Here is a 14798-nt window from a genome sequence, read left to right as displayed (position 1 = left end):
TTAGAAAGACACGGATTTTGGGTCGACTAACCAGACATCAGACAATGCTGGGAATGGACAGCTGGAACGATCGAAGATTCGCTGCCGAAACTCAAGTGGTCGAAGATGCGTTGGGTTCCGAGAACGACGCCTCGCTGAAAACGTGCCGGATGTAGGAATTCACTTCGCCAGGGTGAGTAAGTGAAAGAACATGGCCGCCGCCTTCAATGATCGTATCAGGATCAGTAAATCGCAGCGGCAGGGTCCAGTCGCGATCGCCATGTAGATGATAGATGGGGCAGCGGACGGTCGGCGTCGACTTCCAATCCAGTATGCGTGACAGAGACCATTTGAAGATTGTCGGGTCCGAGTCGCGAAATTGACAGACAAGTCCGTATGCGAACGGAGCGTATCGTCGCACGACTCGAAACGTGAGTAGTCGGGTGAGAAACTGGATAAACCGAATTGGGATGAAGGGAATCAAGAACCGAAACGTCCGAGCAAAGCGGGCATAAAGTGGTAGTTGAGATGGCGACTTGATGCTGCCGATCAGAATCACGGCTTTGGCGTCGACGTATTCTGCCAAATGTAAAGCGATGATTCCGCCGAACGATGCGCCGCCAATGATGCACGGCCCGCCATCAAGTGTTGCAGCCAACCGCTTCGCGTATTCATCCATCGACTCGGAACGGTTTGGGACCAACCAACGAGGACAATTTAGCTGTGGAAATGAAATCTTCTGCGGCGCGAAAATTCGAACGTCAGCTGCAAGTCCAGAAAGCAGAACCAGCGGAGCATTCGGTTCGCCTTCGACGGTTTTCATTGGTGGTGTACCTTGATCGCGTAATCTGAGACAGCCTCAACAATCGCGACCGTATCGCAATCGTACAAGTCGGCTCCGCCGAACGGATTAAGTTCCATCAGACGATACTCGTCACCGACTTTGCAGATGTCCAGGACGTAAACTGGCGTAGGCGCTTCGAGCGAAGTAGCAATCTCATTTGCGAGAGCACTCGGGACGACGTCTCCGCCACTGTCGGCCGCACTTCGCGTGTCCGCGTTGTAGCTGCTACCGGCAACGACGCGGCCCTCGACTACAACAAACCGCCACTCGCGGCCCACGTTGACGATCGGTGCGACAATCACCGGGAGAGTCTCGTCTTCGTAGTAGAAACCGTGATCGAGAGTTTTGAGAGAGATCGAATCCACATCCAATACTCGACCGCTGAAAGGTTTCAACGGTGAGTCGGGACGAACAAATATCCGATCCGTGCTTCCCATCTCAGCGTCGACTTCCGCCGCGTTGGCGACGAGTTCGTTGGCCGGCAAACATCGCCACTGCTTGTGGAGCAACCACCGACTCGCTCGTGCGTACCAAGCTGTGCAGCAAAATGCATCTACCGGGCAGAATGAGCCAGGAACCCAGATCGCTTTCATCTCGATCACCGCCGCATTGCCAAGCGAACCATGAAAGACAATCGGAGTTCCCGGCTCAAATTCCGGCGGTTCATGCAGCCACCATTCGTCCTGAGAGTCGACGATACGGTGTCCAGCATCGGCAATCGCGCACCGTAATTCTTCGTGAGAATTCGGGAAGACATCAGATTCAAGGATCCAGGTAACCGACGTCATGATTTCGTTTGCATCCAAAAGGCAGATTCAATGTCAGTTGTTTGACCGACCACAATCGAAGTAGGTTCGCAGAATCTAAATCGCCGCTGCGAAAATCCCTCCAGTCAAATAAACCTACGTCGAGGGGTCGCTTTGGGTTTCGGCCCGGAGATCGAAGCTAGCCTATTTGATTTGCACTTTCGGTAAATCGCTCGCCATCATTGCAACATGTTTCATGCCACACACTTACGAGAGCAGGGCGGAATCGGCCGAGCTCTCACGAGCGGTTTGAGCGAGGTTCGGTTTGCTCAACTTCAGTGGGATAGGCATCTTGCCTGTCATCCACCACCAAATCAAAAAGCCAGCGTTAGTCACTGACCAACGCCGGCTTTTTCTTTGGTCTCTACGGACTTGTCTGCCACGTCGAACGCTGTTCGGCAGTGTCTTACTGGAGCTCTGGATTAAGAGAGTCTCCGTCTTAGAGGGTCTCAGTCAAGCGTGGTGGGAGAACCTGGGAAGCCCTCACGCCCGGAACTCTCGGCAAGCTCTAGTCTCTCCGACCCTCCCCTTATTTGAATCCCACCGCCCGAGCGACTTTTTGAGATCGGGCTTTAGACCCCATTTTCCGGAAAATCCACTCGCGCCGTTTTCATCAGTAACCCTGAGAGCAGTCGTTTAGTTCGGCTCGGTGTGTTTGGTTTCTTTTAGCATTCGCTGGAATGTGTCATTTTTTGAAAATTTGGATGTACAGACTCCACACTCTTCCGGCACCTCTAAATTGTCAGGACGATCGTTCCCGATGTCGCACCATTTCCCTCAGCCGATTCGATAATTTCATGTCGCTTAGCGAACCACAGCTTGTTCAACAGTTGCTGGCCCAGCGATCCAGTTTGCTGGCGTATATCTGGTCGATCGTTCGCGATGGGCAATTGGCTGAGGATGTTTACCAGGAAGTCGCGATCGCGGCGGTCTCCCGTCGCGAGACGCTTCGAGACGACAAGGCACTGCCTGCATGGCTGCGGGAAACGGCGCGTCGGCAATCGCTCGCGATGCTACGCAAATCGTCAAGGCAACCGATCTTCAATGACTCGCTGCTTGATCTGCTGGACAAGGATTGGAAGCAAGCTGAGGATCAATTGCCTGGAGAATTACTCTGCGCATTGCAGACCTGTCTTCCCAAGCTGACTCTTCAGGCTCGGCGGGTGCTCACATTGCGCTACATGGAAGGTTTGTCGGGAATAGAGGTGGCGCAAACAGTGGGGCGTGAAGTGAATACGGTTTACATGATGATAAGCCGCTCGCACAAATCGCTGCGGGAGTGCATTCAGAATTTCCTGGCTCAGGAGGAGATGGTGGTATGAGTGAACCAAGCAACCTTCCCAACGATGAATTTTTTCTTCGCGTCGTTCGTTACCTGGACGACCAGCTCACCGACGAAGAGTTTCGGGATCTTGAAATTGAGTTAAGCGAGGACGCTGCGAAGCGATCCGCGTTTGTCGAGCTGGCCCGGCACGCCGGTGCCATCGCTGAATCGAGCGAAAGTAGCTTAATGCAGACCCGAAACGTTCCGGTATCGCAAGATGAATCAAATCGTCCGGGAAAGAAAGCATTGCTTGGATCACTAGCGGTCGCTGCAACGATGCTCGTGGCGGTGGGATCTTGGTTTGTATGGAAATCAATTGAACGAGGTAATCCCGAGGTCGCGAAAAATTTCGCTTCGGAAGAAAAGGAATCGCTTGCATACATCGCAACGCTCAAGCGTGCCGTCGATTGTCAGTGGCAGTCAGACGAGTCCATGATCGAGAGCATGCGTTTGGCCACGGGGCGGATCCAACTGATTTCGGGCGGTGCGGAAATCGTGTTTGACAGCGGATCGAAACTCATTTTGAAGGGACCTGCGACTGCCCATCTGGATGGCCCCTCGGAGGCCACAATTCTATCGGGTGACGTCGTCTTTCGAGGCGACGAGACCACCACCACCTTTAAACTGCGGACACCTCGTTCCACGATTTTGGACCTTGGTACTGAATACGCGCTGTCGGTGGGTGACGAAAGTGATGAAGTCCATGTCTTCGGGGGCAAGGTCCAGCGTTTTAAGGCGGATGAGAATGCGGTCGATGAGTCACTCTCGTCAAGTCAACCGGACTATATCAATAAGGGGCAAGCGAAGTCCTATCGCGCCGATGGAAATCTAATCGGTCACGTCGTCAAGTTGCGGCCGGAAGGCTTCCTCCGCAAGTTGCCAAACCCCGAAGTGAGTGCTCAGGAGGTATTGTCGCAGCGCACTGCGTACGAATCGTTTTCTTATCCGAATCCGCTTGCCTTTGCTCGAAAAGAAGCAGACGGCGGCGAAGGTTGGAACCGGGGCTGGTTGGCTTTGAGTCGCGATGAAAGCAACGGCATTCAACCGTTGCCAGACGATGTTGCGATCGTCGACGCGACAGCCGGCCTTTCGAACGGTCAGGAGAAAGCGTTGCCGGGGATGCTGAAACACACCGGCTATGTCTGGGCCGTGCGAGAACTCGCGACTCCGATCGATTTGAGCCAAGATGGATTGTGCTACTTCAGTTTTCTGTTTCAGTTCGACGAACTTCCGAATCCACATGCGGAGGCTACGGATATCTTGCAGTTGGTCTTGCGTCCGAAGCGGATGGACATCATCGATCCGAATAACGCGGGGCAATTGCGAGTCGGAGTCGCTGCCCGTGCTGGACTTGTCTTCACGAAATACGCGGACCAGTCCTCTCGCTCACGCCTGCCTTTGGTCACCGGAGTGCCTTACCGTCTGGTCGGAAAACTGGTGACCCGTGCCAACCAAAACGACCAGTTATTGGTCACATTGTCGCCCGCATCACAGCGTGCCAGCGATGTCGAACCCGAGCAATGGATGTGCGTGAGTCCCGGTTTTTTAAGCGACCAATCGTTTGAGAGGATTCGGATCTCGATCAACACAAAGAGCCAAATCTATCGGGTCGATGAACTGTGCTTTGGAACTTCCTGGCAATCCGTCACGACACCATTACCTAAAGATGCGTTCGGACATTCGTTACCCAAATGAAGTGTAGCGGCAGGGCGCCAACCCTCTGGGTTCACCGATGCCCTCGGAACAACGACACGACCCTCGGCTAGCGCCTTTAAGCTCACAAACCCTACTCTTGAATTCAATGACACGCCCAATGACAACTCACCTCTGTAACGTTTCCGCCTTTCGTTTCGTCCTGACGACCTGTTGCATGGTCTTATCGCTTGCAGGCACTAGCCTTGCGGGTGACGGACTTGCCGAAAAACCGAATGAACCATGGGCCAAACCCGATCCCGCTTCGCTGAAGGCATGGCAGGAAGACCGCTTCGGCATGTTCATCCACTGGGGGCCCTGCGTCGTGGGCAAGGTGCGAATTAGTTGGTCGCGAGGGAGTGAAGAAATATCGACGGAGGACTACGACAATCTCTACAAAAATTTCAAGGCTGAGAAATTCGATGCAAGCGCATGGGTCGCTGTCGCCAAAGCCGCCGGGATGAAGTACATCGTATTGACCGCCAAGCACCACGATGGTTTCTCGATGTGGGATACCCAACAGAGCGACTACAACGTCATGCACTCACCGCTGGGCCGTGATGTTGTGAAGGAACTCTCGGAAGCCTGTCGAAAAGAAGGCATGCCTTTTGGTCTCTATTATTCGGTCGCCGATTGGCACCAACCCGATTTTCCGCGCACGAGCCCCGCTGGATTGGTACGACGCGAAAACTCTGACATGGATGCTTATCGCCGCTACTTGGAAGCACAAGTGGCTGAGCTGATCCACAATTACGGCCCACTTCAATCCGTTTGGTTCGATGCGCCCCAAGACTTCAACACGAAGATGGGTTGGGAGAATGTAAAGTACGTTCGCGGCCTTCAACCGAGTGTCCTCATCAACAATCGGGCGGGCGGCAAAGCCGGTGACTATGCCACCCCGGAGCATAAGGTTGGTGGATTCAACATGGAAGTTCCTTGGGAGACTTGCATGACGATGGCCACCCGAGGATGGTCGTGGCGTGATACGGTTGAGCCGATTTCCCTGCAAAAGTGCGTTCAGCCCCTTGTTCAAGCTGCCGGTGGTGACGGCAATCTGCTGCTCAATGTTGGCCCGCGTCCCGACGGTACCATCGAACCGGGTGATGCGGCGCGCCTGAAAGAAGTCGGCCAGTGGCTCGGCAAATATGGCGAGAGCATTTACGGAACTCGCGGTGGCCCCTACATGCCGGCCAAGCATCTCGTTTCGACTCGCAAAGGGAATACGATTTATGTTCACGTGATGGATTGGCCTTTGGATACATTGAGTCTTCCACCACTACCCGCCAACGTGTTGTCATGCAAATTGCTGACCGGCGGAGAGGTCCACTTAAAGAAGAGGGAGGAAGGATTTCAAATCGAGATTCCAGAACGTGACCGCAGCGATATCGACACGATCGTCGTACTGGAAATCGACAAGCCTGCCATGAAGATCGCACCGATTCCGGTCAAGAGTCTGAACGTGCCCGTCACCGAAGGCAAAAAGGGGACCGCATCGAGTGTTCGCAACATCGCGGGGAATGTTAAACGCTACGGAGCGAACAGCGCAATCGACGGGCGAGAGAACACGCGTTGGACAACGGAACTCGGCGACACGACAGGTTGGCTTGAAGTCGATTTGGGTAAACAAGAGACCATTGATCGGGCGGCAATAACGGTGACGCGATCCACCGCTGACCGGTTTGCCCTCCAGTACAAAATCGACGACGAGTGGCGAGCCTTCCATGAAGGAACCACCATCGAGCCAGGCTTCGATGTTAAGTTCGAACCCATTACCGCCCGCTACGTTCGTCTCAACATCCTTGAATCAAAAGACGAACCATCGATCTACGAGTTTCAAGTCTTCGCTCCGTTTCCTCCCAAGGATGGCAAGTAATCGACGCGGCACCTTAGACGCATCTATCGTACTTTTTCGTCGTTCCAGAACTTACAGTCGCGAAAGCGACGACAGGGTCGCTATCCCGACTACCCCCCTAACTAAAAACCAGTACCATGAAATCACTTTTGTTTGGCGGGGTCATACTGTTGGCAATCGCAACTACCAACCCGGTAGTTGCTGACGAAACACGTCCGAACGTCATCTTGCTTGTCATCGATAATGTCGATTTCAGTTACATGGGTGAATGTTACGGCGGAGATTCACTCACCCCTAACCTCGACCGCATGGCCAAGAACGGAGTGACATTCACGCGGGCGTACGCGACCACTCCGCTGTGCATCCCCAGTCGTTACACATGTCTCAGCGGACGCTATGCGACGCGTGGCGCGGAATATCAAGGGGTCGTTGATGGTCATATCGACTTGGAAACCGATTTGCCAAATATGCCCAACGTGATGCGCGATGCCGGTTACCGAACCGGTTACGTCGGCAAGTATCATCTTGAGCCGGACAATTACCCACGCTTCCCCGGCAAAGACAGCAATCTCTTCGAGCCCGAAACGGATCAGTGGCTGAAGAAACGCGGTGAGTGGCTGGCCGGTCGCATTAAGAAACGTGGGTTCGATTTCGTTGGTTCGCCGGAAGATACTCGCAGTTCGCAATTTAAGGGCATCGACCCTGCGTTCCAAAGATATAACCACAACCTCGAAGCCGAAGTGGAAGCGAGCCTTGATTTTATAGAACAGAGTAAAGACGAACCGTTCTTCTTGTATCTCTCGACGCACCTGTTGCACCTGCCAGTCAAACAGGACGCGCTCCTGGACGACTACTCAAAGTACGGCCGCATTACCGAGGCGGGACTGTTGGACGAAGCCCCCAAAGTTCCGATGCCGTCACGCAAAGAAATTCACGCGGCGGCAAAGGCCGCTGGTGCGGAGACGTCGCAGCAATTCGGCATGCACTGGCTCGACGCTGGCATTGGCGCTGTGGTAGGACGCCTGGAAGAACTCAGCTTGCTGGACAACACCTTGATCATCGTGTTTTCCGATAACAATCAACGCGGCAAGGAAACTCTCTATGAAGGCGGTGCTCGCGTGCCCATGCTGATGATGTGGCCGAACCGTTACAAGGGTGGCGAAGTTTGTGACCGCATCGTCGCCAACATCGACTTTGCACCGACGATCTTCGACGCTTGTGGCGTCACGCCGCCTGCCGACATGACGCTTGATGGACGCAGCATGCTGCCCGTGTTGGACAACAAAGACGCTCCGTGGCGCGACGCACTGATGCTTGAAAATGGTCACACGCGTGCGATTGTGACGGACCAGTGGAAGTATCTCGCACTACGCTATCCACCCAATGTCCAGGCCAAAATCGAGGAAACCGATCGCACGGGGGAGTTGACGTACATCACGGAAAAAGAAGAACGCTTTTTTGAAACCTTCAAACAGACGCTCAATCCCGAAGACTGGAAGCGTGCACGCAACTCGTGGCGTTGGCATACGCAGGGCACCAATTACATGAAGAACATTGACGATTTTCCGTTCATGTTTGATGCGGATCAGTTGTTCATGATCAATGGTGGCATCGCCCCGCAGGACGAAGAGAATGTCGCATCCAATCCGGAGTATGCCGCTGTGCTTGCGGATATGAAAGCGAAGCTCAAGGAAAAGATGGCAAAACTCGATCAGCCATTTGGCGAATTCGGGCTGCCCTATCCGGAGTCGGCGCATTCTAAGTTAAGAGACAACCCCAAGCCCAAGAATTTGGACGCGGAGGCGATGATGAAGTTGAAGATCCAAGAGAAGCTAAAGATGAGGGAAGAGAACAGGAAATTGAAAGTCCAGCAGAGAGAGAAGACGAGGGCTGAGAAGGCGGCGTCTTCATAGCGTTTCCCCACGAACGCAAGCGGCAAGACTTGAACGGCAAGGCGCTAGCCGCCGGCTGCCTTTGGGCTGCCGTTTTGCCGAACAAACCCGCGGCTAGCGTCTTGCGGCTCACTCATTTTTCTTGGCTATCGATGTAAGGCAAGCGCCTTTAGGCAATAACCACTGGCATCGCGGACGCCGTGACATTTTCACTATCTGCTTGCGTTTGACGGCTCACAAATTTTCAGACTTGCTATACCCCGACCTACCAATCAAACAAGTCAGCTACCGATGATGAATACTCAGGAAGGGAGGGCAATTGAATCAGATCTCACACAATTACAAAACGTCGTAAGCGGTTACGAAAATTGTCCCTCACGTATAATTTCAACATCTGGATCCAACAATGAAACTCATGTCCCGATTGCTCTATGCCTTGCTACTTACCGTTGCATTGCCGCATGCCGTACAGGCAGCCGACAACGACAAGCCGAACATTGTGTATATCCTTGCCGACGACCTTGGCTACGGGGATATCCAATCGCTCAATCCGGAACGTGGCAAAATCCCCACGCCCCATGTAGACCATCTGGCGGCGCGGGGAATGACTTTTACCGATGCGCATTCGAGTTCATCCGTCTGCACACCGACTCGGTACGGCATTCTGACGGGCCGATACAACTGGCGCACGCATCTGCAGTCGGGAGTGCTCAATGGCTATAGCGAACCGTTGATCGCCAGCGATCGGATGACCGTTGCCACGCTGTTGAAGCAACATGGCTACTACACTGGTATGATCGGCAAGTGGCATCTGGGAATGGGAATCGACAATGACGCCCCGTCCCCCGTCATTGAGGATGGACCGACGACGCGAGGTTTCGATCATTACTTTGGTATCAGCGCGTCGCTTGACATGCCTCCGTTTGCTTACATCGAAAACGATCATTTCACCAAACCACTCACAACGACCAAAAAGTTCAAACGCTCGGGGCCTGCCGCAGAGGGCTTTGAGGCCGAAGATGTGTTGCCGACATTTGCCAAAAAGTCAGTCGAATTTATCGCGGACCGAGCGGCAACCGCAAAACCATTCTTTCTGTACATGCCGCTGAATTCGCCTCACGGCCCGATTGCTCCAAGCAAGAACTGGAAAGGCAAAAGTGGTTTGAGCACGTACGCCGATTTTGTCATGGAGACGGATTGGGCAGTGGGCGAAGTGCTCAAGGCGCTTGAGGAGGCTGGCGTCGCCGACAACACTCTGGTGATCTTCACCAGCGACAACGGCCCCGCCCAGTTCAAACGCCTCAACAAAAGGGGGCACTTCGGCGCTGCCAATTTGCGAGGAGGCAAGGCCGACATTTTCGACGGCGGCCACCGAATTCCGTTCATCGCAAGCTGGCCGGATCGTGTCAAAGCTGGTACCCGCTGCGACCAAACGATTTGCTTAACGGACTTGATGGCAACCTGCGCTGAAATTCTGGGCACCACGCTTCCCGACAACGCAGGTGAAGACAGTGTCAGCATGCTTCCTATCTTACTCGGCACGGATCAAATTCCAATCCGCGAGTCGGTGGTGCATCATTCCGCCAACGGCAGCTTCGCCATCCGGCAAGGTAAGTGGAAGCTTGAACTCTGCGCGGACTCCGGCGGTCGAAGCGATCCGAAACCGGGAAGTAAGGCAGCCAAGGGATTGCCTAACACTCAACTTTACGACATGACAGTCGACATCGGTGAAACCAACAACGTCCAAGCCGAGCATCCTGAATTAGTCGCGCAGATGACGAAGAACTTGGAGCAAATCATCGCGAACGGTCGCAGCACACCGGGACAGGCACAGTCCAATGACGCGCCGATTCAGCTCCGGAAACAAGGTGCCGTAACCGACGATGAGTAGCCAAGCTTAGCCTGTAAACCTTCAAGCCTTTCTCTTCGCTCCCTTGTAACGATCGGCTTGCCATCACATCTCGTGCAGCCTCCCGCGGCCCTGCCTAGGAACCTCCGGGGCTCTGCCAAAAAGCATCTGGCAAAAAAGTTCGTCCGCTATCTTCCACACCAACCGCTTTGGATCCTGAGTCGGATTTCCCGAAACTCGTTGAAGTGAAGTCCTTTTTAGTTTGGGGCATTTGACCTTCCAGGGTGATGGTAGGTCTTGGTTGAACTATATTCGTCCCCGGCGTTGTCACGCCGCCTCTCAAAACACACTTACCTGTTCGCTGGAACGTTTTGAGAAACCACAATCTTCCGAGAAATACAGGACTACAACCGGCATGCTTCGAAGACTCCTCGCTTTGTCACTGACGATTTGTTCGATGAGTTCACTGCTTGCCGATGAGAGCGAGACCCGTTCGGCTAGCAAACGCCCCAATATCATTTGGCTATCCTGCGAAGACATCAGTCCTCATATCGGATGCTACGGTGATGAGCATGCGATCACACCGAACATCGACGAACTGGCTAAGCAAGGCGTCCGGTACTCCAACGTTTTCACAACCGCCGGTGTCTGTGCACCATGTCGATCCGCGATCATCACAGGGGTTTACCAATCGACGCTCGGAACGCATCACATGCGATGCCAGGCCGAGCTTCCTGATTTTGTAACGCCGTTTTCAACCTACATGCGGCAGGCCGGGTACTACTGCACGAACAGCAGCAAAGAAGACTACCAGTTCAAAACATCGAAGGGGTCTTGGGATAAGTCCAACCGCAAAGCACATTGGAAAAACCGCCAAGACGATTCGCAACCATTTTTCGCTGTCTTCAATTTCACGGGCTGTCACGAAAGCGGGATTGAGAACGAGGTAAAGTACAACGAAGTCACGAAGGTCCTAACCAGCGATCAACGACAGGATCCCACTAAACTCACGTTGCCGCCGTACTATCCCGACACGCCGATCGTGCGTGAAGACTGGAAGCGAAACTACGAACTGATCACTGCCATGGATCACTGGGTAGCGGAAAGGATCCAGGAACTCAAAGACCATGGTGTCTACGACAACACGATCATCATGTTTTGGTCCGACCACGGCGTCGGCCTGCCCCGTGCAAAACGCTGGCTTTACGAGTCGGGGACAAAAATCCCGCTTGTGATCCGAACCCCTGAATCGTTTCGGACCGCCGGCCAAGGCATGCCCGCAACGGTCGACGACCAACTGATCAGCAGTCTCGATTTTGCTCCAACGGTCATGAACTTGGCCAGCATCAAGCTGCCGGAATATTTTCAGGGTCGCGCTTTCCTGGGTCAAAACCTGACCCAACCGCGAGACTACGTGTTCGGCGCACGAGATCGAATGGACGAGCGTTATGACATCATTCGTGCCGTTCGCGACAAACAATTTCGATACATCCGCAACTACGAACCCTTCAAGCCGTACTACCAATACATGAACACGCCCGAAAAAGGCGAGACGATGAAAGAGCTACGTCGTGTTTATGCGGAAGGGAACCTATCCGACACGGCCGCATTGTTCATGGCGGACCATAAGCCAGCGGAGGAACTGTACGATCTCCACGCGGATCCCTACGAAGTCAACAATCTCGCAGCCGACGAAACCTACAAGGAAGTTCTCGACCGCATGCGTGACGTGCATCTGGACTGGGTGGTTCAGACCCGCGATATCGGCTTGATCCCCGAATCCGAAATCCAACGTCGCGAGAAAACGGCGGGCGCTCGATACAACATTCTGCTCAACGCCGATCCTAATCTGATCGAGCGAATCCGTAACGTTTCCAACCTAGCGATCGGTGGCCCAGAAAACTTCCCCCAGCTTGTTGAAGCTCTCGATGATGAGGATTCCGTGGTCCGTTACTGGGCAGCTATCGGAATCGGAAATCTCTCCACCATCGCCTCGTCAGCAAAACCAAAACTCATCTTAGCCTTACAGGACGAAGCCCCCTGCGTTCGAATCGCATCCGCCCGCGCGTTGTTGAAGTTGAACTCGCCGGAGCTAGCCTTGCCTGTTTTAAAACAAGAACTAGCCAGCGAGCATGAATGGGGACGCCTGCGAGCGGCGATCGTGCTGGGCGAAGCAGGAGAGATGGCCCGGCCATTGATCCCCGAAATGCAAGCCTGCCTGACAGACCAACCCAACAAATACATCACCCGTGTCGCAAACCGAACGCTAAATGTGCTGTTGGGCACCAACAAGGCAGTCAAGTAAACGCTAGGAGTTCGACCTTTCGCCTCTCTCACGAGAGCGAAATCAATTCCCAAGCATTCCAGAAACTCTGGAACGCAATCGAAAGCCCCCAAAGTGGGATAGGCTTCCAGCCTGTCATTACAAAACCAACAGCCTGAAAACCAATTCCCGCAAGTAGACGCCACGGCGAGTGCAGCACAAACCGTTTTCGGTCTACGTCCCAAAGGGTACCGCATAGTCGATACCCGAGTGTTCAGCCGTCGCATTCACTCGAGCGACCGCCGATCGTCACACGAAAGATGTCTAGTCGTTCGGCGGAAAGGGAAGTTGAAGCGAGCAAGTCATCAAGATCTCCGAAGCTCGGTTCCCGCAACTCATTGTGGCCGAACACTCCGTGGTCGGTTCAGACAAAACGAACAAGCCTACGCTGGCCCTCGTGACTGACGCCGGTCTTTCTTGTGGTTTATCAAAGACGGAGAAAGACTAACGTCGTTGCTCCTTTCGCAGGCCTTTTTTAGAAAGCTCTCTGGAAAAGTACTTTCAGACCGCTAGTAAATCGGGCCCTGAGGCGATCCCGGCCAAAGATCACTGTACGATTCAGCCCGAAAGCGATGGAGTCTCGGAGCGTTCTCCGATAAAAAAGGCGAGCGTTCCTCTTATCGCTCTAGCCAGAGACATCCCGTACAAATCAGTTCCATCGATTCCAAAAACTCAAACCACCTTCGAGACATCCGATATGCAAGTCAAAAACTTGCTATCTTCAACCGCCGAGCCATCAAGCACTTTGACGTCGACTACAAAATGACGGCTGCGGAGGAAAAGGAGCTGCTCGAAACCACCATCCAGGCTCCGACCAGCTTCAACATCCAGCACTGGCGTTTCGTCATCCTGCGTGATCCCGAGCTGCGAGCGAAAATCCGCAAAGACTTCGGTAACAACCAAGCTCAGATGACGGACGCATCGCTGCTGGTCCTGTTCACCGCCGACATGAAGGCATGGCAGAAAGAGCCTTCGCGATATTTTGCGAACGCGCCGAAGGAAGTGGCCGAAATGTTGGTGGGCTGGATGGGCCCATTCCCCAGTGTCAATTGACACTTGGGGCCGCGAGTGGCTGCAACGCGACGAAGCCCAACGCTCGATTGGCTTGGCAATGCAAACCATGATGTTGGCCGCCCAAGGCATGGGCTACCAGTCCTGCCCCATGATCGGCTTCAACATCGAAGAAGTCGCCAAGCTGATCAACCTCCCGGACGACCACGTCATGGGACCGATGGTCGCGATCGGCAAAGGCACCAAAGAAGCATGGCCAAAGCATGGCCAACTCCCGCTTGACGAAGTCGTCGTCGAAAACGGCTTTTAGTCGACAAGCATTTGCTCAACGTGTTGAAGGACGCGGACGCCAGTAGCAGAACAACCTGCACCCGTTTTTTACTAAGACTGAAACGATGTACATTTTTCTCGTGTGTTTTCGTAGTGGATCTTGTTAAAGATCCTTTGCTGATGGACTGGTCTCGGCATGGCAGGCGGGAGGTTTAACAACCTCCACTACGATTGCGTTTGGGTTTTTGGAAAAGGCCTTCGCGACGTAGGAACGCCACGGTTCGATCGAACTCGTCCCAGTACGTCGCCGCGAACGGACGAAGCGACGGGTAGCCTGGAATTAGGCAACCCGTGTACGGATAGGTTGCGTACTTGTCATCGGCAACCAAACCGGAACGTTCGGGATTGCGGGCGATGTAGTTACACAGCGTGTGCAGCTCCTCACTCAGTCGCTCTTCTTCACGAACAACATGCTCGAACGCTTGATCCTGCAATTCGTAGTCGATTCGACGAAGCGATTCGTTCACTGACTTACGAAAGTGCCTCATCGCAAGGAGTTGATCTGACTGCTCAAACAAGCCCATCCAAACCATGTGCATATGATCTGGCATCAGACAAAAGATCGGACAAGCAAAGCCGTAACGAAACGCGGCGTGTGTCAGAAGTTCGCGAAACCGGTAGTAGAACCGCACGTCTAACCAGCCGGTCTCCCGATCTCGCGTTGTCAGTATCCAGTGTACGACTGCGGTGCCCCGGTAGCTCTCCGGTTCAAGCCGCCGCAGATGATCGCGTTTGTTCATGAACCAATTGTAGTGGATTTTGGTAAAGATCTCATGCGGGAGGGATCTTTAACAAGATCCACTACGTCGCTTCACCCTTCTATCAGTCCCGGAAGCAAAGCCACCAACGCGGCGAGATCAAAGTGGACGGTGGCAAAATGCATGCGCCAACATTGC

Annotated in this window: 11 protein-coding genes; 8 read left to right on the top strand and 3 right to left on the bottom strand. The window is 53.7% G+C overall.

Annotated features, from left to right (window positions below):
* Positions 1 to 91: 91 nt before the first annotated feature.
* Positions 92 to 802, bottom strand: a complete 711-nt coding sequence (locus tag ACR3ZL_RS05215) for an alpha/beta fold hydrolase (protein WP_486173250.1) — start codon at positions 800 to 802, stop codon at positions 92 to 94.
* Positions 799 to 1611 carry an ATP-grasp domain-containing protein gene (locus ACR3ZL_RS05210; protein ID WP_486173249.1) on the bottom strand — a complete coding sequence of 271 codons (813 nt, stop codon included), beginning with the start codon at positions 1609 to 1611 and terminating at the stop codon, positions 799 to 801. The genes ACR3ZL_RS05215 and ACR3ZL_RS05210 overlap by 4 nt, the downstream gene beginning before the upstream one ends.
* Before the next feature lie 815 nt (positions 1612 to 2426).
* Here ACR3ZL_RS05210 and ACR3ZL_RS05205 point away from each other — a divergent pair.
* The 8 genes from ACR3ZL_RS05205 (at position 2427) to ACR3ZL_RS05170 (ending at position 13882) form a co-directional block, all read left to right on the top strand.
* Positions 2427 to 2951, top strand: a complete 525-nt coding sequence (locus ACR3ZL_RS05205) for an RNA polymerase sigma factor (protein WP_473648947.1) — start codon at positions 2427 to 2429, stop codon at positions 2949 to 2951.
* Positions 2948 to 4648 carry a FecR family protein gene (locus tag ACR3ZL_RS05200; RefSeq protein ID WP_473648948.1) on the top strand — a complete coding sequence of 567 codons (1701 nt, stop codon included), beginning with the start codon at positions 2948 to 2950 and terminating at the stop codon, positions 4646 to 4648. The genes ACR3ZL_RS05205 and ACR3ZL_RS05200 overlap by 4 nt, the downstream gene beginning before the upstream one ends.
* Before the next feature lie 106 nt (positions 4649 to 4754).
* Complete coding sequence (locus tag ACR3ZL_RS05195; protein WP_486173248.1) at positions 4755 to 6518, top strand: alpha-L-fucosidase; 1764 nt, start codon at positions 4755 to 4757, stop codon at positions 6516 to 6518.
* Positions 6519 to 6634: 116 nt separating this feature from the next.
* Positions 6635 to 8410, top strand: coding sequence for a sulfatase family protein (locus tag ACR3ZL_RS05190; RefSeq protein ID WP_473648950.1), 1776 nt, complete (start codon positions 6635 to 6637; stop codon positions 8408 to 8410).
* A 385-nt stretch (positions 8411 to 8795) separates the two neighbouring features.
* Entirely contained in the window at positions 8796 to 10280 is a 1485-nt protein-coding gene (locus tag ACR3ZL_RS05185) for a sulfatase family protein (RefSeq protein ID WP_473648951.1), read from the top strand.
* 415 nt (positions 10281 to 10695) lie between these two features.
* Positions 10696 to 12543 (top strand): sulfatase-like hydrolase/transferase, encoded by a 1848-nt coding sequence (locus ACR3ZL_RS05180; RefSeq protein WP_473648952.1) that lies wholly within the window; start codon positions 10696 to 10698, stop codon positions 12541 to 12543.
* Between the two features lie 780 nt (positions 12544 to 13323).
* Positions 13324 to 13614, top strand: coding sequence for a nitroreductase family protein (locus tag ACR3ZL_RS05175; protein ID WP_473648953.1), 291 nt, complete (start codon positions 13324 to 13326; stop codon positions 13612 to 13614).
* Positions 13604 to 13882 (top strand): nitroreductase family protein, encoded by a 279-nt coding sequence (locus tag ACR3ZL_RS05170; protein WP_473648954.1) that lies wholly within the window; start codon positions 13604 to 13606, stop codon positions 13880 to 13882. The genes ACR3ZL_RS05175 and ACR3ZL_RS05170 overlap by 11 nt, the downstream gene beginning before the upstream one ends.
* 172 nt (positions 13883 to 14054) lie before the next feature.
* Here the strand turns inward: ACR3ZL_RS05170 and ACR3ZL_RS05165 are convergent, their stop codons facing one another.
* Positions 14055 to 14642, bottom strand: a complete 588-nt coding sequence (locus ACR3ZL_RS05165; RefSeq protein ID WP_473648955.1) for a transposase — start codon at positions 14640 to 14642, stop codon at positions 14055 to 14057.
* Positions 14643 to 14798: the final 156 nt, after the last annotated feature.

Source organism: Rhodopirellula sp. J20-39 (assembly GCF_057365095.1).
The sequence above is the reverse complement of the archived record's forward strand: the minus strand, read 5'-3'. Positions and strand labels throughout refer to the sequence as shown.

Coding starts and splice junctions, on each gene's coding strand:
- ACR3ZL_RS05200 (WP_473648948.1), top strand. CDS start 2,948: ATGAGTGAACCAAGCAACCTTCCCAACGATGAATTTTTTCTTCGCGTC.
- ACR3ZL_RS05175 (WP_473648953.1), top strand. CDS start 13,324: ATGACGGCTGCGGAGGAAAAGGAGCTGCTCGAAACCACCATCCAGGCT.
- ACR3ZL_RS05215 (WP_486173250.1), bottom strand. CDS start 802: ATGAAAACCGTCGAAGGCGAACCGAATGCTCCGCTGGTTCTGCTTTCT.
- ACR3ZL_RS05205 (WP_473648947.1), top strand. CDS start 2,427: ATGTCGCTTAGCGAACCACAGCTTGTTCAACAGTTGCTGGCCCAGCGA.
- ACR3ZL_RS05165 (WP_473648955.1), bottom strand. CDS start 14,642: ATGAACAAACGCGATCATCTGCGGCGGCTTGAACCGGAGAGCTACCGG.
- ACR3ZL_RS05210 (WP_486173249.1), bottom strand. CDS start 1,611: ATGACGTCGGTTACCTGGATCCTTGAATCTGATGTCTTCCCGAATTCT.
- ACR3ZL_RS05180 (WP_473648952.1), top strand. CDS start 10,696: ATGAGTTCACTGCTTGCCGATGAGAGCGAGACCCGTTCGGCTAGCAAA.
- ACR3ZL_RS05195 (WP_486173248.1), top strand. CDS start 4,755: ATGACACGCCCAATGACAACTCACCTCTGTAACGTTTCCGCCTTTCGT.
- ACR3ZL_RS05190 (WP_473648950.1), top strand. CDS start 6,635: ATGAAATCACTTTTGTTTGGCGGGGTCATACTGTTGGCAATCGCAACT.
- ACR3ZL_RS05185 (WP_473648951.1), top strand. CDS start 8,796: ATGAAACTCATGTCCCGATTGCTCTATGCCTTGCTACTTACCGTTGCA.